Annotated in this window: 17 protein-coding genes; 5 read left to right on the top strand and 12 right to left on the bottom strand. The window is 64.2% G+C overall.

Annotation, left to right across the window (positions count from 1 at the left end; translation table 11 throughout):
• Positions 1-75 precede the first annotated feature (75 nt).
• From QMX97_RS26255 to QMX97_RS26235, 5 genes are all read right to left on the bottom strand, one after another.
• Positions 76-3186, bottom strand: a complete 3111-nt coding sequence (locus tag QMX97_RS26255) for an efflux RND transporter permease subunit (protein WP_282397866.1) — start codon at positions 3184-3186, stop codon at positions 76-78.
• The gene (locus QMX97_RS26250) at positions 3183-4397 is read right to left on the bottom strand and encodes an efflux RND transporter periplasmic adaptor subunit (RefSeq protein ID WP_282397865.1); all 1215 of its coding nucleotides are present in this window, start codon (positions 4395-4397) and stop codon (positions 3183-3185) included. Before QMX97_RS26250 ends, QMX97_RS26255 begins: the two co-directional genes overlap by 4 nt.
• A complete protein-coding gene (locus QMX97_RS26245; protein ID WP_282397864.1) occupies positions 4390-5619 on the bottom strand; it encodes a TolC family protein in 1230 nt (409 codons plus the stop codon). Before QMX97_RS26245 ends, QMX97_RS26250 begins: the two co-directional genes overlap by 8 nt.
• Positions 5620-5715: 96 nt before the next feature.
• Entirely contained in the window at positions 5716-6054 is a 339-nt protein-coding gene (locus QMX97_RS26240) for a hypothetical protein (protein WP_065906272.1), read from the bottom strand.
• 26 nt (positions 6055-6080) lie between these two features.
• A complete protein-coding gene (locus QMX97_RS26235; RefSeq protein WP_282397863.1) occupies positions 6081-7502 on the bottom strand; it encodes a PLP-dependent aminotransferase family protein in 1422 nt (473 codons plus the stop codon).
• 92 nt (positions 7503-7594) lie between these two features.
• Here QMX97_RS26235 and QMX97_RS26230 point away from each other — a divergent pair, with 92 nt between their 5' ends.
• On the top strand, positions 7595-8824 hold the full coding sequence (locus tag QMX97_RS26230; protein WP_282397862.1) for a multidrug effflux MFS transporter: 1230 nt from the start codon (positions 7595-7597) through the stop codon (positions 8822-8824).
• 154 nt (positions 8825-8978) lie between these two features.
• Here QMX97_RS26230 and QMX97_RS26225 read toward each other — a convergent pair whose 3' ends face one another.
• Positions 8979-9884 carry a hypothetical protein gene (locus QMX97_RS26225; protein ID WP_065906266.1) on the bottom strand — a complete coding sequence of 302 codons (906 nt, stop codon included), beginning with the start codon at positions 9882-9884 and terminating at the stop codon, positions 8979-8981.
• Positions 9885-10321: 437 nt separating this feature from the next.
• Between QMX97_RS26225 and QMX97_RS26220 the strand changes: the two genes are divergently transcribed.
• Positions 10322-11005, top strand: a complete 684-nt coding sequence (locus QMX97_RS26220) for a response regulator transcription factor (protein ID WP_003219726.1) — start codon at positions 10322-10324, stop codon at positions 11003-11005.
• A complete protein-coding gene (locus QMX97_RS26215) occupies positions 10983-12377 on the top strand; it encodes a HAMP domain-containing sensor histidine kinase (RefSeq protein WP_065906264.1) in 1395 nt (464 codons plus the stop codon). Before QMX97_RS26220 ends, QMX97_RS26215 begins: the two co-directional genes overlap by 23 nt.
• Before the next feature lie 134 nt (positions 12378-12511).
• On the opposite strand, the gene QMX97_RS26210 is transcribed toward QMX97_RS26215, so the two are convergent.
• Genes QMX97_RS26210 through QMX97_RS26200 form a run of 3 tightly spaced genes read right to left on the bottom strand, consistent with a single transcriptional unit; the run spans position 12512 to position 14772 of the window.
• Positions 12512-12928 carry an SRPBCC family protein gene (locus tag QMX97_RS26210; RefSeq protein WP_065906262.1) on the bottom strand — a complete coding sequence of 139 codons (417 nt, stop codon included), beginning with the start codon at positions 12926-12928 and terminating at the stop codon, positions 12512-12514.
• Between the two features lie 26 nt (positions 12929-12954).
• Positions 12955-13752, bottom strand: coding sequence for an SDR family oxidoreductase (locus QMX97_RS26205; RefSeq protein ID WP_120448318.1), 798 nt, complete (start codon positions 13750-13752; stop codon positions 12955-12957).
• 15 nt (positions 13753-13767) lie between these two features.
• On the bottom strand, positions 13768-14772 hold the full coding sequence (locus QMX97_RS26200; protein WP_065906260.1) for an aldo/keto reductase: 1005 nt from the start codon (positions 14770-14772) through the stop codon (positions 13768-13770).
• A 113-nt stretch (positions 14773-14885) separates the two neighbouring features.
• Here QMX97_RS26200 and QMX97_RS26195 point away from each other — a divergent pair, with 113 nt between their 5' ends.
• Positions 14886-15782, top strand: a complete 897-nt coding sequence (locus tag QMX97_RS26195; protein ID WP_065906259.1) for a LysR substrate-binding domain-containing protein — start codon at positions 14886-14888, stop codon at positions 15780-15782.
• Positions 15783-15950: 168 nt separating this feature from the next.
• Here QMX97_RS26195 and QMX97_RS26190 read toward each other — a convergent pair whose 3' ends face one another.
• The 3 genes from QMX97_RS26190 to QMX97_RS26180 are packed head-to-tail and all read right to left on the bottom strand — an operon-like array spanning position 15951 to position 19711.
• Entirely contained in the window at positions 15951-17243 is a 1293-nt protein-coding gene (locus tag QMX97_RS26190; RefSeq protein WP_282397861.1) for an FAD-binding oxidoreductase, read from the bottom strand.
• A complete protein-coding gene (locus tag QMX97_RS26185) occupies positions 17240-18328 on the bottom strand; it encodes a polyamine ABC transporter substrate-binding protein (protein ID WP_065906256.1) in 1089 nt (362 codons plus the stop codon). Before QMX97_RS26185 ends, QMX97_RS26190 begins: the two co-directional genes overlap by 4 nt.
• 24 nt (positions 18329-18352) lie before the next feature.
• Positions 18353-19711, bottom strand: coding sequence for a glutamine synthetase family protein (locus QMX97_RS26180; RefSeq protein WP_065906254.1), 1359 nt, complete (start codon positions 19709-19711; stop codon positions 18353-18355).
• A gap of 139 nt (positions 19712-19850) precedes the next feature.
• Here QMX97_RS26180 and QMX97_RS26175 point away from each other — a divergent pair, with 139 nt between their 5' ends.
• On the top strand, positions 19851-20747 hold the full coding sequence (locus QMX97_RS26175) for a helix-turn-helix domain-containing protein (RefSeq protein WP_120448314.1): 897 nt from the start codon (positions 19851-19853) through the stop codon (positions 20745-20747).
• Positions 20748-20822 lie beyond the last annotated feature (75 nt).

The raw sequence follows: 20822 nt of genomic DNA, 5'->3' as shown, positions 1-20822 counted from the left end.
ATGGCGGAGTGTCAGTCAGTGAATCGGGTGACTGATAGACCGCCATCGCAGGCAAGCCAGCTCCCACAGTTGGGTTCAGCGCCTGGCCTGGGAGCGGCGCATCAGGCGGTACGCCGCAGGAATGACAAACAGCGAGAGCAACGGCGCAGTGAGCATGCCGCCGATCATCGGCGCGGCGATGCGGCTCATGACTTCGCTGCCGGTGCCGCCGCCGAGCAGAATCGGCAATAGCCCGGCGATGATGACCGCCACAGTCATGGCCTTGGGGCGCACGCGCATGACCGCGCCGTCGGTGATCGCGGCCAGCAGGTCATGGTCCTGGCGCTCGGCCCAGGCGTTTTTCAGGTACAGCAGCATGATCACGCCAAACTCCGCCGACACCCCCGCCAGCGCGATAAACCCGACCCCGGTAGCCACCGAGAGGTTGTAGCCCAGCGCATACAGCAACCATACGCCGCCGGTCAGCGCGAAGGGCAAGGTGGCGATGATCAGGAGCGCCTCGTCGATCCGCCGAAACGTCAGGTACAGCAACACGAAGATGATCAGCAGCGTGGCCGGCACCACCAGTTTCAGGCGTTGGTTGGCGCGCTCGAGGAATTCGAACTGCCCCGAGTAGCTCAGGCTCATCCCCGGCTGCAGTTGCACCTGCTGGTCGATTGCCGCACGCAGGTCCTTGACCACCGACGCCAGGTCGCGGTCACGCACGTCGATGTAGACCCAGCCCGAAGGCCGCGCGTTCTCGCTCTTGAGCATCGGCGGGCCATCGCTCACCTTGACCTGCGCGACAGTGCCGAGCGTGATCTGGCTGCCCAACGGCGTGTAGATCGGCAGATTGCGCAGCGCTTCCAGCGAGTCACGCCATGCCTTCGGATAGCGCAAGCTGATCGGGAAGCGCGCCAGGCCTTCCACGGTTTCGCCGATGGTCTCGCCACCCACCGCACCGGACACGATTGCCTGCACATCCGCGATGTTCAGCCCATATTGCGCCGCAACCACGCGGTCGATGTCCACGTCGATATAACGCCCGCCGGTCAAGCGCTCAGCCAGTGCCGAACTGACGCCGGGCAGCGTTTTCGCGACCTTCTCCACCGCCTGGGTCACCGCATCGATCTGCATCAGGCTGGTGCCCGCGACCTTGACGCCAATCGGGCTTTTGACCCCGGTGGCGAGCATGTCGATGCGGTTGCGGATCGGTGCAATCCAGATATTGGTCAGCCCCGGCACCTGCACCACGCGGTCCAGCTCCTTGACCAGTGCGTCCGGGGTCATGCCGGGGCGCCATTGATCCCTGGGCTTGAACTCGATGGTGGTCTCGAACATCTCCAGGGGTGCCGGGTCGGTGGCGGTTTCGGCACGTCCGGCCTTGCCGAACACATGGGCGACCTCGGGCACACTCTTGATCAGGCGGTCGGTGCGTTGCAGCAGCTCGCCAGCGGTTTGCGTCGACAACCCCGTCAGGGCCGAGGGCATGTAGAGCAGGTCGCCTTCATCCAGCGGTGGCAGGAATTCGCCGCCAAGCCTCGACAGCGGCCACAACGCACTGGCCACCACCAGCAAAGCCACCAGCAGGGTCAGTCGCGGCCGCTGCAGCACTGCATCGAGGGCCGGTTGGTAGAGCTTGATCAGCCCGCGATTGAGCGGGTTGCGCTGTTCATCGGGAATGCGCCCGCGAATCCAGTAGCCCATCAGCACCGGGATCAAGGTCACCGACAACCCGGCCGCCGCCGCCATGGCGTAGGTCTTGGTGTAGGCCAGCGGGCCGAACAGGCGACCTTCCTGGGCTTGCAGGGTGAACACCGGGATAAACGACAACGTGATGATCAGCAGGCAGAAAAACAGCGCCGGCCCGACCTCCACGGCGGCCTCGGTCATGACCTGCCAATGCTCCTCGCCCTTGAGCACCCGCCCCGGATGGGCGTGGTGCCAGGCCTCGATCTTCTTGTGGGCGTTCTCGATCATCACCACCGCCGCGTCCACCATCGCACCGATGGCAATCGCAATGCCGCCCAGGGACATGATGTTGGCGTTGATTCCCTGCACCTGCATGACGATAAAAGCGATCAATACCCCCACCGGCAGCGAGATGATCGCCACCAGCGACGAGCGCAGGTGCCAGAGGAATATCCCGCACACCAGCGCCACCACCAGGAACTCCTCCAGCAGCTTGTGGCTGAGGTTGTCCACGGCGCGGTCGATCAATTTGCTGCGGTCGTACGTGGTGACGATCTCCACGCCGGGCGGCAGGCTGCTTTTCAGTTGCTCCAGCTTGGTCTTGACGGCGGCGATGGCTTCGCGAGCATTCTTGCCGCTGCGCAGGATCACCACGCCGCCCACCGCTTCGCCCTCGCCGTCCAGTTCACTGACGCCGCGGCGCAGGTCCGGGCCGAGTTGAATGCTCGCCACATCGCCAAGGGTCACCGGTATGTTGTCGGTGCCCAGGCGCAACGGAATCGCGCGAAAGTCCGCCAGGCTTTTCAGGTAGCCGGAGGCGCGCACCATGTATTCGGACTCGCCCATGTTCAGCACCGAACCGCCGGTTTCCTGGTTGGCCTTGCCGATCGCCTCCGTAACCTGTGCCTGGGTGATGCCGCGATTGGCCAGGGCCAACGGGTCGAGCTGCACCTGGTATTGCTTGACCTGGCCGCCGATGGTCGCGACTTCCGCCACGTTGGGCAGGGTCTTGAGTTCAAACTTGAGGAACCAGTCCTGCAGCGCGCGCAGTTGTGCCAGGTCGTGCCGACCGCTGCGATCCACCAGCGCGTACTGGTAGATCCACCCCACGCCGGTGGCGTCCGGGCCCAACGCGGGCTTGGCCGACGCCGGCAAGCGTGCCTGCAATTGGCTGAGGTATTCCAGCACCCGCGAACGCGCCCAGTACAGGTCGGTGCCTTCGTCAAACAACACATACACGTAGCTGTCGCCGAAAAAAGAAAAGCCGCGCACGGTCCTCGCACCCGGCACCGAAAGCATCGTCGTGGTCATCGGATAGGTGACCTGGTTTTCGACGATCTGCGGCGCCTGGCCCGGGTACGGCGTGCGGATGATCACCTGCACATCCGAGAGGTCCGGCAGCGCATCCACCGGCGTGTTCTGCACCGCCCACAGGCCCCACGCGGTGACAAACAGCGTGGCGAGCAGGACCAGGAAACGGTTGGCCACCGACCAGCGAATCAACCGCGCGATCATGGCTGGCTCCCCGGTTGCAGGCTCATGTCAGAAGGGCCGGACGAGGGGGCACTTATCCCACGCAAGCTGGCCTCGGAATCCAGCAGGAATTGGCCGGAAGCGACCACCTGCTGGCCTTCCTGCAATCCGCTGATGATAACGCTCTGGTCCTGGCTTTCTGTGCCGACCTCGACCTCGACCGGTCGATAGTGCCCGCCCTCCTCGGCCAGCATCACCAACACGCGCTTGCCGGTGCGGATCAGCGCCTCGCTCGGCACGCGCAACACCGATTGTGTGGAAGATTGCGCCAGGCGCACCTGCGCGGTCATGCCTGGGCGCAAGGCACCGTCGGGGTTGCGCAGCTCGACGCGCACCTGCACGGTACGGCTGTCTGCGGCGGTGGCTGGCAGGATCGCGCTGACGCTGCCGTTGAAGGTCTTGCCGGGCCACCCGACAAATCGACTCTGCACGGTCTGTCCCACCGCCACTCCCGCCGCCTGGGCCTGCGGCACCGCGACTTGCAGCCAGACCGGGTCCACGCCGTTGATGCGTGCCAGGGTCTGCCCGGCCGCGACCGTCATGCCTTCGCGCACGTCCAGGGTCTGCAACGCACCGGCCAACGGGCTGGTGATGGTCAACACCGATTGCACCCGGCCGCTGCGTTCCATGCGCGTGATCACGTCGGCGGGCATGCCGCTCAGGCGCAGGCGCTGGCGCGCAGCGGCCAACCAGCTGGCATCACCGCTGCGGCGTACGGCCAGGAACTCCTCCTGGGCAGCCGCCCACTCGGGGATCAGCAGATCCGCCAACGGCGCGCCGGCCTGGAGTACATCACCCGGCGCACGGGCGTAAACGCGCTCGACAAAACCCGCCGCGCGCGCCTGCACCACGGCCACTTTCCGCTCGTTGAACGCGAGGATGGCGGACAGCTCCAGCGTCGGCGTGAGCACGCCCCGGCTCACCGTCGCCAGGCGCACACCGAGGTTCTGTGCCACCTGCGGATCGATCTGCACGGCATGGTTGTCGGCGGTGCTCTCGGCATAGCGCGGCACCAGCTGCATGTCCATGAAGGGCGACTTGCCGGGCTTGTCGAACTTCTGCTGCGGGTACATCGGGTCATACCAGTACAGCGCGGCTTTATCCGGCAGGGCGGCGGCAGGTTTCTGCGCCAGCCAATAGCCCGCCCCCACGCCTGCGGCCAGCAGCAGCACAGCGAGCAATCGATTAATCATTGGCGGGTTCCCCATAGGCAAAATACAACTGCGCACCCACCAGGGCACGCTGTTCGATGGCATCGATCTGCTTGAAACGCGCGTCGACCAGTTCGCGGCGGGCACTGACCAGCGCCATCAACTCGGTCTTGCCGGCGCGATAGCCGGCCAGGCTCAAGGCGACCTTCTCCTCGGCCAACGGCACCAGGCTGTCCTGGCTACGCTGCACGGCGCGGTCGAGGCGCTGATAGGTGGCCAGGTCGTCGTCGAGCACCTGGGTGTGTTCGCGGGTGGCGGCTTCGCGTTCGGCATCCAGTTGGTCAAGCTCGGCCTGCCGGGCGGCAATCCCGGGGTTTTGCCGGCGGCCGGGGAAAATCGGCAGGTCGAAGCTCAATTGCAGGCTGACCATGTCGCCGTACTCGCGACCGCGATGCTGGTAATCCACTTCCCAACTCCAGTCCGAGGTCTTTTGCGCCTTGGCTTCGCGCAGCCGTGCCTCGGCCTCGCGGGTGCGCGGCGCAAAGGCTTGCAGTTCGGGGTGCTGGTGCAGGTTGTAGGGATGGGCGAGTGGCCAATTCGGCCATTGCCCGCTGGGCGCTTCGCTCGCCGCTGCACCGATCCAGCGCTTGAGGGCGGCGCGGGCCTGGGCGCGCTGTTCGGTCAACGCGTCCTCGCGCTCGGCCAGTTCAGCCGCCTCCTGGCGCGGGATGACAGCATCCGAGGGCTGGCCACGGCCGCCGGCCAACTGGGCGCGGACGCTGTCGTGCAGCAGGCGATTCTGTCGGTAGAAGTCCTGGAACAAGGCGTCCTTGCGCTCCACCGCATAGGCGCGAATCCACGCCTGGGCAGTGGCCTGGCGCACATTGAGGCGCTCGACGCGCCCTTCGGCCGCCGTGCGCGCCACGGTCGCGTCGGCCAGTTCGACCCGCGCCTTGCGCTTGTCACGGCTGGGCACCTGTTGCTGGATACCGACCATTTGCTCGGTCATGTCATCGCCATACAACGTGCCGCGATCGGGCCCGCCGATGGGGAAGTTTTGCAGGCCTACGACGAGTTTCGGGTCGGGCAATTCACCGGCCGGAATCGCCGCCTGCGTCGCCGCCTGCAGCTTGGCCGACTCGGCCGCGAGCGACGGCGCGGTGGTTTGCGCCAGGCGCAGGGCGTCATCCAGGGTCAGCGCGGACGCCAACAGCGGCCACGCCAGCACGCCCACCGCCAGGGCGCGCATGTAGAGGGAATTCATGCTGAAGATTCCTGTTCTGTTCCACTGCGCGCCGGGTTATGCGGCGCACAGCAAGGCCATCCCGAAGGCGGGATGAGACTTCAGGTGCAACAGGAATCAGTAGCGGGGTGGGCGCCAGACGCCGGACGGCGTGCGGTCGGGGATAAAGTCCGAGGTGGTGCTGAAAAGCTGCGCCGACGCCAGGGTCACAGGCGCCTTGAGCAGCGGCACCGACAGTTGCAACAGGCCGCCGGTCTTGCACTCCTGGCCGGGCTTGCAGGCCTTGCCATGATCCACGCCGTCCTGGCAGCAGTCCGGGGTCATGTCGGTCATCATCGGCATGTCCGCCATCTTCATCGGGCAAGGCTCGGTGCTCGACGGCACGCCCGCCATCCCGGTCAGGGGAAGCGTGAGGCTTAACAGCAGGACCAGGATCAAACGCAGAAGGCGGCTCATGGGGCGCGAGTCTAGCCAAGCGGGCGTTAAGCCGCCATTAACAATTTCGCCAACGCGCGGCCATGGAAGCGGATCTGCGCGAGGGTCAACGCGGTGTAGCCGATGATCACCGCCGGCGGCAGGCGCGCGTCCCGGCAGAACGTGCCCAGGGGCTGCAAGGTCAGGCCGACAGCGGCGGCACGGGTGCAGAAGTCTGGCTCTTCGACCCCCGCCGGCAACCACAGTACAAAGTGCAGGCCCGCCTGCTGGCCGCTGACCCTGAACTGCCCGCCCAGGCATTCCAACAGCGCATCGCGCCGCGCCTGGTAAGCCTGGCGCGACGCCCGCAGGTGACGCACGAACGCGCCGCTGCCGAGGAACTCCACCAACCCCGACTGATCACCCGCCCCCACCGAATGCCCGGTGAGTTGCAGCGTGCGCAGCAGCGCTGGACGCAGCGCCTTGGGCACCACCATGAAGCCCACGCGCAGGCCGGGGAACAGGTTCTTGTTGAAGCTGCCGCAGTAGATCACCCGGTCGCTGGAGTCCAGGGACTTGAGCGCGGCCAGGGGCGCGGCGTTGTAGTTGTACTCGCTGTCGTAATCGTCTTCGACCACCCACGCCTCGGCACGGGCGGCCCAGTCCAGCAGCGCCAGGCGGCGCGACACCGACAGGGTCATGCCCAGCGGGGCCTGGTGCGCCGGGGTCACATAGGCCAGGCGCGCCGTGTCGGGGAGTTGGTCGGTGTCGAGGCCTTCGGCGGTCACCGGCACCGCGTGGATATGCGCACCTGCCAGGCTGAACAGGCGGCGCGCCGGCGGGTAGCCAGGGTCCTCGACACAGGCGGTGTCACCGGGCTTGAGCAGCGTGCGGGCGATCAGGTCGAGCGCATGGCGAATGCCGGTGGTGACGATCACCTCGTCGGCCTCGCACTGCAGGCCACGGTAGCTGCGCAGATAATCGGCGATCTGCGCGCGCAGCTGCGGCAGGCCCGCAGGGTGCGCGGCCTCAAGCACGCCAGGGCCCACAGACAGCAGCCCACGGGAAATACAGCGGGCCCAGGTTTTCAGGTCGAACAGGCTCGCGTCCGGTCGCCGCGCGACAAAAGGCACGTGGCTCTGCACGCCGGCGTCCGGCTGATCCGGCACCACGGCGCGACGCGGCGCCTGCGTCACCGTCGGCGCGGCCATGAATTGTTCGGGGATCACCGCGCAGACCCGCGTGCCGGAGCCGGCCACCCGCTGCACATAGCCTTCGCTGTGCAGGCGCTCGAATGCCGCTTCCAGGGTGCCACGCGACACCTGCCAGCGCTCCGCCAGGCTGCGCGTGGACGGCAAGCGACTGCCTGCCGGCAACTGCCGATTGAGGATCGCCCCCCGCAACGCCGCGTAGGCACCTTGTTGCTTGCTCGCATCGAGGCCATCGGGACGGGGCAGGTCCAGGGCGGAAGCAGCTTTTCCTCGGCTCATAGTGGTCCACTCTTTCCAGGCATAAATGGCCCACAGGATTAAACCACAAAGCCGCTAGAGTTCGGGCTCTACTCATTGCAAAGAAGCGTGCCATGACCCAACGCGCCCTCTCCTTCAGGTTCTGGCTGGTGCTGCTCACCGTGCTGATCGGCCTGCCCCGCATCACCCTCGACATGCACCTGCCGGCCCTGCCCGCCATGGCCGACTATTTCCACACCCGCGACAGCCAGTTGCAGCTGATCCTCACCCTGTACACCCTTGGCTCGGCGATTTCCCTGCTGGTCAGCGGTCCGCTGACGGATCGCTTCGGCCGCCGCCCGGTGTTGCTGGCGGGCCTGTTCACGTACGTGGTCGCCACCGTCGCGTGTGCGCTGGCCGACAGCCTCGGCGTGCTGATCATTGCCCGGTTGTTCCAGGCCCTGGGCGGGTGCTGCACCACGGTCATTGGCCGGGTGATCGTGCGCGACTACTTCGACCGCCATGAACAGGCGCGGCTGCTGGGCCTGATCTCCATGGCCATGGCCGTCTCGCCGATGGCGGCGCCGGTGCTGGGCAGCCTGCTGTTGCCGCTGGTGAATTGGCGCGGGCTATTCGTGCTGCTCGGCCTCATCGGCACGGTGCTGTACCTGGTGGTGTATCGCCGCCTGCCCGAAACCCGCCCGCCGGAGGTGGCCGCCGCGCCGCCGAGCAACCTGCTGCGGATTTATGCCCAACTGCTGCGCGATCGCTACTTCCTGCGCTATTCCCTGGCGATCGGCTGCGTGTACAGCACCTATTTCCCCTTCATCAGCGAGTCGTCGGCGCTGCTGCAGCGTGGTTTTCACCTGACGGCGACCGCCTATGCGCTGGTGTTCGCCGCCACCATCAGTGGCTACATGCTCGGTGCCAACCTGTTCCGTCGGCTGGTGCAGCGATTCGAACCGGATCGCCTGATCAACGCGGCGATTGCCCTGAATGTGCTGGGCAGCCTGCTGCTCGCACTCGCCACCCTGGCGTTGCCACAGCAATGGCTGGCGATTGTGCTGCCGATGGTGGTGATCATGGTGTCGGTGGGGATGGTGATTCCGGCGTGCCAGCTGTCGGTGCTGCAGCCCTACGGCGCAATCGCCGGGACGGCGTCAGGCCTGTTCTTCTTTACCCAGATGTTCCTGACGGCGCTGAGCAGCTGGTTTACCGGCCTGCTGTCCAACGGCACCTCGCTGCCCCTGGTCATCATGACCGCGCTGGCGAGCGGCTTGCTGCTGACCAGCTGGCTGGTCCTGCGCCCAAACAAACGTGGGAGCGGGCTTGCCGGCGAAAACGTTGTGTCAGTCAACTCATGAGTCACTGATACCGCGCATTCGCCAACAAGCCCGCTCCCACGTATTTACCGATTAAGACGTGTAATCAGTGCATAAAGATCGCGATCAGGATGATCACCGGAATAGGCACACCGAGGAACCAAAGCAGTAATGAGCGCATGTTGTTCTCCTTGAATTAACGAACGAAGTGTTCAGTTTCGACATACACCACCGCATCCCGGCGACGACCGCCGAAGGTTGCTGCGAAGCTGGCGAAAAACGCACCGATCAGCAGGGCCACGAACATCCACAGCGATGTCCAGGCAGCGACTTTGGCGGCGGTGTCAGCGGCTTGCTTGGCTTTGAGCTTGGCGTCTTCGAGGGCTTTACGGGCGTCACCGTAGACCTTGTCGATACGCGCCTCGGCGTCAGCCTGGCTGAGGTTGGTGCGCTGGCTGATCAACTGGGCCAGGTAGGCACGGTCTTCAGGGGCCAGTTGGCCGTCGTTGCTCAGGGTGCGGGCAAAGATGCGCGCAACCACGCCGTGGACCGCGTCATCACTGACGGCGGCTGGGCGGTCGTCACGGAACAGGCTGTCGACGTAGTAGCCGAAGTCCTGGCCATTGGCACCTTTGGCCGCACTGCCGGCGGCCTGGGTGACACCGCTGGCAGCACCGGACGCCACGCTGGCACCTGCTTGCACGCCACCGCTGACCACGCTGCTGACCGAGCCGACCACCAGGGTCGCGGTAATCAACGTAGCCACGGCCCAGGCCAGGAAGCCATGGGCGGTGTCGCGAAAGTACACCTCATCGCCGTGCATATTGGCCCATTTCACGCGCAACCGGCCGGCGATGTAACCGCCCAGTCCGGACGCGACAATCTGGGTAAACGCCAGCCAGATAATGGTGGAAATGCCAAGCCCCTTGGCGCTGATGCCGCTATCGGCCCACGGCGACACCGCCGAAAAGCCCAGGCCGAAACCCAGCAGTACCAGAATCAGTGACAGTGCAGCCGCGGCTGCGGCCCCGGCAAAAATCGCCCCCCAGGAAACCCCGGAGAGCGCGCTCGACTCTTGCAGCGTGGATGAGGATGTGATCATTGTTGTTTTGCTCCCGGCAGGAAAAATAGTGTTACAACTCTCAAAAGGGACAGTGCAGGCAGCGTGCCAGTCTCTCGAAAATTTAAAATCCTTATATTTCAACAAGTTAACTAAATTGAACTAATTTGAACCATGCAACTTGCAAGAAATGACCGAACAAGGCGGGCGTTATGCAATCCCAGGCTGAACACTCACCTGTAGGCGCCGGCGTGCCAGCGATCGCGCGATTCCCGGCGCCAACAGCGCTGGCGGACACACCCCTATCGCCAGCAAGACGGCGCCAGCGGGATCGCGTGCCAAGTGATGAAATTTTTGTCAGTTTTGCCAACATGACGTTTTATTTAGGAAGCGTTCAGCCATTTATTGGCAAAATGCTCCCACTTCTGTAGGCGCCGGCTTGCCGGCGATTGCGGTTTTCCTGTGTGAAAGGTAATCCCATGACCCGTATTTTGACCATCGAGGATGACGCCGTAACGGCCCGCGAGATCGTCGCCGAGCTGAGTAGCCATGGACTGGACGTAGATTGGGTGGACAACGGCCGCGAAGGCCTGGTCCGTGCCGTGAGCGGTGATTACGATCTGATCACCCTCGACCGCATGCTGCCCGAACTCGATGGCCTGGCCATCGTCACCACCCTGCGCACCATCGGCGTGTCCACGCCGATCCTGATGATCAGCGCCCTCTCCGACGTCGACGAGCGCGTGCGCGGCCTGCGCGCCGGCGGCGATGACTACCTGACCAAGCCCTTCGCCTCGGATGAAATGGCCGCCCGCGTCGAAGTGCTGCTGCGGCGTAAAAGCACGGTCAAGGAATTCGAGACCGCCCTGCGCGTGGCCGACCTGGAACTCAACCTGATCAGCCGTGAAGCCAGCCGTGCCGAACAGCCGCTGAGCCTGCTGCCGACCGAATACAAACTGCTCGAATTCCTGATGCGCAACACCGGGCAGATCCTGTCGCGGATGATGATCTTCGAGGAAGTCTGGGGGTATCACTTCGACCCGGGCACCAACCTGATCGATGTACATATCGGTCGCCTGCGCAAGAAAATCGATCCACCGGGCCTCACGCCGCTGATCCGCACGGTACGAGGTTCCGGTTATGTCATTGCTGAACCCCTCTAAGGGCTGGCGCTCCTCCAGCAGCCGCCTGCTGGCGCTGTACAGCTCGTTGTTCGTGGCCTGGAGCTGCATCCTCATGGGGGTGCTGTACTACGAAGTGTCGGGTTACCTGGGTGATCTGTCGCGCCATTCGCTGATGCAGCGCCAACATTTGTTCCAGCGTTTCGACGGCGAGGAACTGGTGGAAGCCCTGACCACCAGCATGACCTTCGACATGAAGGGTGTGGACGCCTACGGCCTGTTCGACGAGCAGTTTCGCCCCTTGAGCGGGCCGATCCGCGCGATTCCGCCCGACTTGCCGCTGGACGGCAAGATCCACGCGCTGGCCAACTGCGTCGATTCCGACGACCCCAAACTGCCCAAGGACAGCTGCGACGCCGTGGCCACCCACACCGACGACGGCCGCTGGCTGGTGCTGGTGCGGGCCAACGGCTCGTTATTTGGCGTGACGCGGATCATCTGGCACGCGCTGTTGTGGGCGCTGTCGCTGACGATCATTCCCGGCGCCGCTGGCTGGCATTTGCTGCGCCGCCGCCCGTTGCGCCGGATCCGTGGGATCCAGGCCAGCGCCGAAGCCATCGTCGCCGGCGACCTCACTCACCGCCTGCCGCTGTCCAACCGGCGTGACGAGCTGGACATGCTCGCGGCCATCGTCAACGCCATGCTCGACCGCATCGAGAAGCTGATGAACGAGGTCAAGGGCGTGTGCGACAACATCGCCCACGACTTGCGCACGCCGCTGACCCGCCTGCGGGCGCAGCTCTACCGCATCCGCCAGGAAGCGGAGGCCGACTCGCACTACGCGGTAAAACTCGACGATGCGATTACCGAGACCGACACCCTGATGGCACGCTTTCGCGGGCTGCTGCGGATCTCGGAATTGGAGGACCACCAGCGCCGCTCAGGCTTCCTGGTGATGGACCCGCTGCCACTGCTGCGCGAACTGCATGACTTCTACCTGCCCCTGGCGGAAGAAGGCGAATTGCAGCTGCGCCTTGAAGTCCCCGAGTCCTTGCCGTGGATCACCGGCGACCGCGCACTATTGTTCGAAGCATTGGCCAACCTGCTGAGCAACTCGATCAAGTTTTCCCCACCGGGTGGCGAGGTGATCCTGCGGGGTCTCAACGATGCCGGCAGCACGCGCATCGAAGTCCACGACTCCGGCCCGGGCATCCCGGCCGCCGAACGTGATGCGGTGTTCCAGCGCTTCTACCGCGTGGATGAAGGCGACCAGCAAGGCGGGTTTGGCTTGGGCTTGTCGATTGTCGCGGCGATCATCAACCTGCACGGGTTCAAGCTCGAAGTCGGCAGCAGCGAGCAAGGCGGCGCCCGCCTGATTCTCGAATGCCGCCAGCAACTGATGCCGGAAGCCTGAGGACGGCCGCCAGGCTTGTGTGGGAGCTGGCTTGCCTGCGATAGCATCGCCTCGGTATGACTGATACACCGAGCTGCCTGCATCGCGGGCAAGCCCGGCTCCCACACAGAGCCCCCTCCACAGTGAGGCGTTGATCAGGCCGGGAAATTGGCCCGCAGCGCTTCAAGCCCGCCGCTGTACACCCCGGCAAACAGCTCTTCCACCGCCGCGTCCGTGGTCCCCGCCGCCGGCGTGAACACGCCGGACCAGGTCACTTTCGCCGACGATTCACCGAGCGCCTCGACCTGCAAAGTCGCCAGGTAGGCACTCACCGGAAACGGCGATTGCTCAATGGTGTAGCTGTAAGTGCGCCCGACGTTATCGAAGGCCTGCAGGCGCTCGACCACCACGCCGCCGTCGGCAGTCTGCAGGTGCCGCACGCGGCCGCCATCGCTGGGCTCGCTCTTGACGATGAACGGCAGCCAGTCCGGCAGGCTGTTGAAGCCGCCCACCAATTGCCAGACCTGATCGGCCGACACCGGAATTTCAATCACAGAAGACGCTGTTGCCACGATAAATACTCCAGAAGGTAAAAAATTCAGATCGCCATGCTATCGACGACACCACCATCGACCCGCAACGCGGCACCGGTGGTCGCGGAGGACAGGGGTGAAGCAATGTACGCCACCAGGTTCGCCACTTCATCCACATTCGCTGCGCGCTGGATGATCGACGTTGGTCGCGCGTTTCGCACAAACACATCGGCCTCGTCCCGTGCACTGCGCCCGGACTTCGCGGTGGCGTCCTTGAGCATCTGCTCCAGGCCGTCGGTGAAAGTCGGGCCCGGCAGCACCGCGTTGACGGTCACCCCAGTGCCGGCCAGGCGCTTGGCCAGGCCGTGGGACACGGCCAGGTTGGCGCTCTTGGTCACGCCGTAGTTGATCATGTCCGCCGGCGTTGCCACCCCGGATTCAGAGGACAGGAAAATCACCCGCCCCCAGCCCTGCTCGACCATGCCCGGCACGTAGTGCCGCGCCAGGCGCACACCGGAGATCACGTTGACCTCGTAGAAGCGTGTCCATTCGCTGTCCGGCGCTTCGAAGAAATCCACATCGTTGAAGATGCCCAGGTTGTTGACCAGGATGTCGGCACGCGGTTCGGCGGCGAACAGTGTGTCGGCGCCTTCAGCGGTGCCCAGGTCCGCCACCAGCCCGCGCAGGTTGGCGCCGGGCACCGCCTGGCGAATGCTCGCCAGTGCGTCATCGACCTTGCCCGCTTCGCGCCCGATCACCACCACGGTGGCGCCGGACGCTGCCAGGGCCTGGCTGATACCCAGGCCGATGCCTGCCGTGCTGCCGCTGACGATGGCTACTTTGCCGCTTACATCAATCTTCATGCTTGAATCCTCGTATTAGAGCGGCAGTGGTGCGCGGTCCGAGACCAAGTGGGCATCGCGCAGGGCCTGCCAGAAGGCTGCCGGAATCTTCTCTGACAACGCCGCGACGTCTTCGGCAATCCGCCCCGGACGACTGGCACCCGGAATGACCGCCGCCACGGCAGGATGCGCCAGGGAGAACTGCAGCGCCGCCGCCTTCACACTCACGCCAAAGGCCTGGGCAATCGCCTTAATCTGCTCGACCTTGTGGATGATCGCCGGGCTCGCTGGCTGGTATTCGAAGTGCGCGCCCCCGGCGAGGATCCCCGAGCTGTACGGGCCACCGACGACGATTTCGACCTGCTGCGCCAGGGCGGCGTCCATCAAGCGCTGCAGGGCGCGGTCGTGGTCCAGCAAGGTGTAGCGGCCGGCCAGCAGGAAACCGTCGGGTTGGGCTTCGGCAAGGTCCAGGGTCAGCTCGCAAGGCTCGACGCGATTCACGCCCAGGCCCCAGGCCTTGATCACGCCCTCTTCACGCAGGCGGGTCAGCACCTTGAAGGCGCCGGTACGGGCCTGGTTGAAGTAGTCCAGCCACTGGTCGCCGTAGAAGTCCTGGGCGATGTCGTGAATCCAGACAATATCCAGGCGATCGGTCTGCAGGCGGTTCAGGCTGTCTTCGATGGAGCGCAAGGTGGCATCGGCGCTGTAGTCGTTGACCATCTTGTTCGGGCGACCGTGTTCGAACACGCCGCTTTTTTCACCGAGATCACGCGCGCTTTCTTCGACTTCGTCGAGGATCAGGCGGCCGACCTTGGTGCTGAGCACGAAGTCGTCGCGACGGTATTGCGACAGGGCTTGGCCCAGGCGGATTTCCGACAGGCCCGAACCGTAGAACGGCGCGGTATCGAAGTAGCGCACGCCCTGGTTCCAGGCGGCCTCGACGGTGGCCTGCGCTTCTTCCTCAGGGATGGCGCGGAACATGTTGCCCAGCGGGGCCGTGCCAAAGCCCAGTTGGCCGGGCAATTTGTCTTTCAAGCTCATGGTGGATCCTCAATCGGGTTCAGGGTCGCTGTGACCGTTGAGCAGATCGTAGATTGCCTAGATCGGACCGTCCAAGACATACTGCGACCAACTTGAGTCCCAAGAGGTCTTACATGATTGATCTACGCCAATTGCGCTACTTCGAAGTGGTCGCTGAAGAAGAACACGTTGGCCGCGCCGCCGAGCGCCTGCATATTTCGCAGTCGCCGTTGAGCCGGCAGATTGCCCAGCTCGAGGAACGCCTGGGCCTGACCCTGTTCGAACGCAGCCAGCAACGCATCCGCCTGACCCGCGACGGGCAGACTTTTCTCGCCGAGACCAAGGCCCTGCTGACCCACGCCAATCGCCTCGAATCCCTGGGCAAGCGCCTCGGCCGTGGTGAAGAAGGTGGCCTGTGCATCGGCTACATCGAGAACGCCATGCACGCCGGCGTGCTGCCGAATGCCTTGCGCATCCTGCGTGACGACCGGCCCACCGTGCACATCAAGCTGTACAACCTGCCCTCCCTCGAACAACTCGAAGGCCTGCGCCAGCGCAGCCTGGACATCGCCCTGGTGGCGGAACCACCGGCCGCCGATGACCCGGACCTGACCGCCCTGCAAGTGCTGGACGACCCGATGCTGCTGGCCCTGCCCGAGCATCACCCGCTGGCCAGGCAGACTGAACTGCTGCCCGAGCACCTGGCCGATCAGGAGTGGATTGGCGTGCAGCGCAAACCCGGCGCCAACCCCGCCGATGACTTTGTCGCCGCCTGCATCCGCGCCGGTTTCACCCCGCAGATTCCCATGGAAGCCAGCGAGCCGTTCACCGCCTTGGGCCTGGTCGCCTCCGGATTGGGGGTGGCGATGGTGCAAAAAGGCCTGAGCCGCAATGCACCGCCGGGCGTGGTGCTGCGCGAACTGCCCTGGCTGACCTACACCACGCCACTGTGGGCGGCGTGGCACCGGATCAACCTGCGCCCGCTGGTGGAAACGTTCCGCAAGGTACTCACCGAACCCACGGGCGAATAGTACTCCAACCGTCAACACCTTCAGCCACGACGCCAAACCTGAGCCCTGCATACATCCAAAATGTGGGAGCGGGCTTGCTCGCGAAGGCGTTGGTCCAGCCAATACATGCGGTGACTGACAGACCGTATTCGAGCAAGCCCGCTCCCCACATTTGGAGGGCGGCATCGGCTAGATCCATTCCTTTAGGCGATACCACAGCATCCCCAACGCCAGCAGTGGCGAACGCAAGGCCTTGCCGCCGGGGAAGGTCATGTGCGGCACCTGGCTGAAGATATCCAGCCCCTTGCTGTGACCGGCGTGGATACCTTCGGCCAGCAGCCGTGCGCACCAATGAGTGACGTTGAGCCCATGCCCGGAATAGCCCTGGGCATAGAACACATTCGGGTACTGCTGCAAGCGCCCGACCTGGGGAAAACGATTGGCCGTGATGCCGATCTTGCCGCCCCACTGGAACTCGATGGCAGTGTTGGCCAGTTGCGGGAATACCTTGAGCATTTTCGGCTGCATATAGGCGGCGATGTCCGCTGGGTCGCGTCCGGAATAGTGACAGGCGCCGCCGAACAGCAGGCGGCGGTCGGCGGACAACCGGTAGTAATCCAGGCCGACTTTCTGGTCGCACAGCGCCAGGTTCTGCGGGATCAACTGGTTGGCCATGTCCTCCGACAACGGCTCGGTGGCGATGATGTAGCTGCCCGCCGGCAGCACCTTGCCGCTCAGGCGCGGCTCCAATTCGTCCAGGTGAGCATTGCACGCCAGCACCAGGTTGGCGGCGCGCACGGTGCCGCCGGCACAACGCACCTGCACCGTGTCGCCATGGAGCAGTTCCAGCACTTCAGTGTGCTCGAAAATCCGCACGCCGAGGGACTCGGCCACGTGCGCCTCGCCCAGCACCAGGTTCAACGGGTGCAAATGCCCGGAGCCCATGTCCACCAGGCCCCCGGCATACAGCGTTGAGCCGACCACTTGCTGCATATCCCCAGGGCCGACCAGGCGCGTTTCATGGGTATATCCCAGCGCTGCCAGGTGCGCCTGCTCGCCCTTGAACGCGGCGAACTGTGCCGGCGTATTCGCCAACTCACAAAAGCCCCAGCGCAGGTCGCAGTCGATGCCGTGCGCGCGAATCCGCTCGCCCACCAACGCCACCGACTCGATGCCCGCGCGCTCCAGGTAACGCACGCCCTCCTCGCCCACATACTTGGCAAACCCCGAGACGTCATGACCAATCCCGCGAATCAACTGCCCGCCGTTACGCCCGCTGGCGCCCCAGCCAATGCGCCGGGCCTCCAGCAGGATCACCGAGAGCCCGCGCTCGGCCAACTCGATGGCGGTGTTGACGCCGGTGAAACCGCCGCCGATCACACACACATCGGCCGTCAGGTCGGCGCCCAGCGACGGGCGCGCCGGCATGGCGTTGGCCGAGGCGCGATAGTAGGAACGGGCGTGGTCACTGGATGGGATCATTTATTGGTCTTCACTTTGCTCCAGGCGCGGGTCATCAGGCGCATGGTCGCCGGGGTCGGCGTGGTGGAAATGTAGAGTTTGTCGAGCACTTCCTGGGACGGGTACACCTCAGGGTTGTTCACCAGTTCCGGGTCCATGAACGCCTTGGCCGCGGGGTTGGCGTTGGCATAGCCGACCGAGGCACTGACTTTGGCGATCACTTCGGGGTCGAGCAGATAGTTGATGAAGGCATGGGCTTCCTTCGGGTTGCTGGCATCGGCGGGAATCGCCAGCAGGTCGAACCACAGGTTGGAACCTTCCTTGGGAATCGAGTAGGCAATGTTCACGCCGTTCTTGGCTTCCTTGGCGCGGTTGGCAGCCTGGAAGACGTCGCCGGAATAACCGAAGGCCACGCAGATATCGCCGTTGGCCAGATCCGAGATGTACTTGGAGGAATGGAAGTAGGTGATGTAGGGACGCAGCGTCAGCAACTTGGCTTCAGCTTCCTGATAGTCCTTGGGATTCTCGCTGCGTGGGTCCTTGCCCATGTAGTTGAGGATCGCCGGGAACAGCTCATCTGCCGAGTCGAGGAACGCCACGCCACACTGGTTGAGCTTCTTGATGTTCTCTGGCTCGAACAGCACCGCCCACGAATCGATATGGTCGATGCCCAGCACTTGCTTGACCTTGTCGACGTTGTAGCCAATGCCATTGGTGCCCCACAGGTACGGCACCGAGTGCGCATTGCCCGGGTCGTTTTTCTCCAGCAGCTTGAGCAGCTTGGGGTCGAGGTTCTTGAAGTTGGGCAACTGCGCACGGTCGAGCTTGAGGAACGCGCCGGCTTTCACCTGGCGTGCCAGGAAGTGGTTGGACGGCACCACCACGTCATAGCCGGTGCGCCCCGCGAGCAACTTGCCCTCCAGGGTTTCGTTGGAGTCGAACACGTCGTAGATCACCTTGATCCCGGTCTTGGCCTGGAAATCGGCCAAGGTGGTCTCGCCGATGTAGTCGGTCCAGTTGTAGACGCTCACGGTTGGCGCGGCCTGGCTGGCACTGCTGAACGCGGCCACCAGGGCCAGCGGGAGAAGCTTTTTCACGAGACGCATATCGACACCCCTTTTTTGGTTTTTTTAGACGCTCAGCAACAGGAACTCACGTTCCCAGGAACTGATCACCCGCTTGAAATTCTCGTGCTCGGCGCGCTTGACCGCGACGTAGCCGCGCACAAACTTTTCGCCCAGGTACTGCTTGACCGTGTCGCAATCCTCCATGCGCGCCAGGGCGTCTTCGAGGGTGAACGGCAAGCGCAGGTTGCGGCGCTCATAGGCACGGCCTTCGACCGGCGCACTGGGTTCGATCTGCTCGATCATGCCCAGGTAGCCACACAGCAGACTAGCCGCAATCGCCAGGTAAGGATTGGCATCGGCGCCCGGCAGGCGGTTTTCCACGCGCATCGCGTCGGGGCTCGAGGTCGGCACGCGCAGGCCGACGGTGCGGTTCTCTTCACCCCATTCCACGTTGACCGGCGCCGAGGTGTCCGGCAGGAAGCGGCGGAACGAATTGACGTTCGGCGCGAACATCGGCAACAGCTTGGGGATGTATTTCTGCAGGCCGCCGATATGGTGCAGGAACAGTTGGCTCATGCTCCCATCGGCGTCGACAAACACTGGCTTGCCGGTGGCGATGTCGACCACGCTCTGGTGCAGGTGCATGGCGCTGCCCGGCTCGTCGGCCACTGGCTTGGCCATGAAGGTCGCGGCCACGTTGTGCTTGAGCGCGGCTTCGCGCAGGGTGCGCTTGAACACGGTGATCTGGTCGGCGAGGTCGAGGGCGTCGCCGTGGCGGAAGTTGATTTCCATCTGCGCCGGGCCGTCTTCGTGGATCAGCGTATCGAGGTCCAGGCCCTGGGCTTCGCACCAGTCATAGACGTCTTCGAACAGCGGGTCGAACTCGTTGGCGGCGTCGATGGAAAATGACTGGCGCCCGGTTTCGGCGCGACCGGAACGGCCAATCGGGGTCTTCAATGGCAGGTCCGGGTCCTCGCAGCGCTGGGTCAGGTAGAACTCCATTTCCGGCGCCACGATCGGCTGCCAGCCCTGGTCGGTGTAGAGCTGCAGGACCTTTTTCAGCACGTTGCGCGGCGACAACTCGATAGGGTTGCCCTGCTTGTCGAAGGTGTCGTGGATCACGATCGCGGTGGGTTCGATGGCCCAGGGCACCACGTAAGTAGCGTTGGATACCGGGCGGCAGATCATGTCGATGTCGGCTGGGTCGAGCAGGTCGTAGTAGATATCGTCGTCGACAAAGTCCCCGGTTACCGTTTGCAGCAACACACTTTCCGGCAGGCGCATGCCTCGCTCATGCAGGAACTTGTTGGTGGGTGCAATCTTGCCGCGGGCGATGCCAGTCAAATCACTGATCACGCATTCGACTTCGGTAATCTTGTGTTCTTTCAGCCAGGCGGACAGCTGATCGAAGGGGGCGTTCATAAGGACCTCGTCATGGGTTGGGTGCATGCGCCGGCTTGTACTCCTGGCGCATTGAGGTCTATCTTGGGCCAGCCTTCAAAGGCCATCTATCCACTTTGCACGAACCACAACGCACCAATAGAGTGCGCACGGATCACCCATGACACAGGCAACAGCTTTGCGCGTACAGGCCTTCACCACCGGTGATGTGGCCGCTCAATGCAGTGCGACACCCGGCTGGGTGCAGCAGTACCAGCAGATGTCCCCGGGGCATTTTGCCGGTCAGATCCGCTACCTCGACCTGCAGGGCGTCGAGGTCTACGAAGAGTGCATGAACACCCGCGTGGAGCAGCACTTCAACGCGCCACCGGGCTCGCTGGCGTTCTGTTTCGATGGCAGCGACAACGCGCTGTACATGCTCAATGGCGAGAGCCGCAACACCTGGATCACCCCGGAAAACTACCGTGAAGTGGCGGTGGTGTTCGGCCCGCAGTTCGTGCAGCGCCATGGCCTGGACGTGGCGAAACTCGAAGGCTTGTTCATGGCGCCGCTGACCTGCCAGCAGAATGCGCTGTTCACCCGCTGGCTCAGTGGCACGCTCACGCGCCTGGCCACGGTGATCGACCCGATCAGCCGCGATGCCCTGACCCAGCAGTTGCTCGACGATTGCCTGTTCATTCTCGACAACGCCTGCGTGTGCCTGGACCGCAGCTCGTTGCAGCGGCGCAGCGAAGAACGCCGGTTGATGGCACGGATTGGCGAGTGGGCGGCGGATGCGCCGGATGAGACCATCAACCTGCTGGAGCTGGCCCAGATTGCCGGCGTGCCGCTGCGTCAGCTGCAGCAGGGCTTCAAGACCTACACCGGGATGAGCCCGGCGCAGTGGTTGCGGTTGCGTCGGTTGAATGGTGCGCGGCGTGAACTCTTGAGCTCAGCGGGTTCCACCGTGGCAGAGGTGGCGATGAACTGGTCGTTCTGGCACCTGGGGCGGTTTTCCAACAGTTATCGGGCGCTGTTCAAGGAATTGCCCAGCGAAACCCTCAAGCGTCATGGTTGATCCCCGTGGGAGCGGGCTTGCTCGCGAAAGCGCTGTGTCAGGCAATCAATGTCTGACTGACCCACCGTATTCGCG

Origin of the sequence: Pseudomonas sp. PS01298, from assembly GCF_029959745.1 — a bacterium.
GTDB lineage: Bacteria > Pseudomonadota > Gammaproteobacteria > Pseudomonadales > Pseudomonadaceae > Aquipseudomonas > Aquipseudomonas aylmerensis.
Note: the sequence above shows the minus strand (reverse complement) of the source record. Positions and strands in the feature narration are given on the sequence as shown.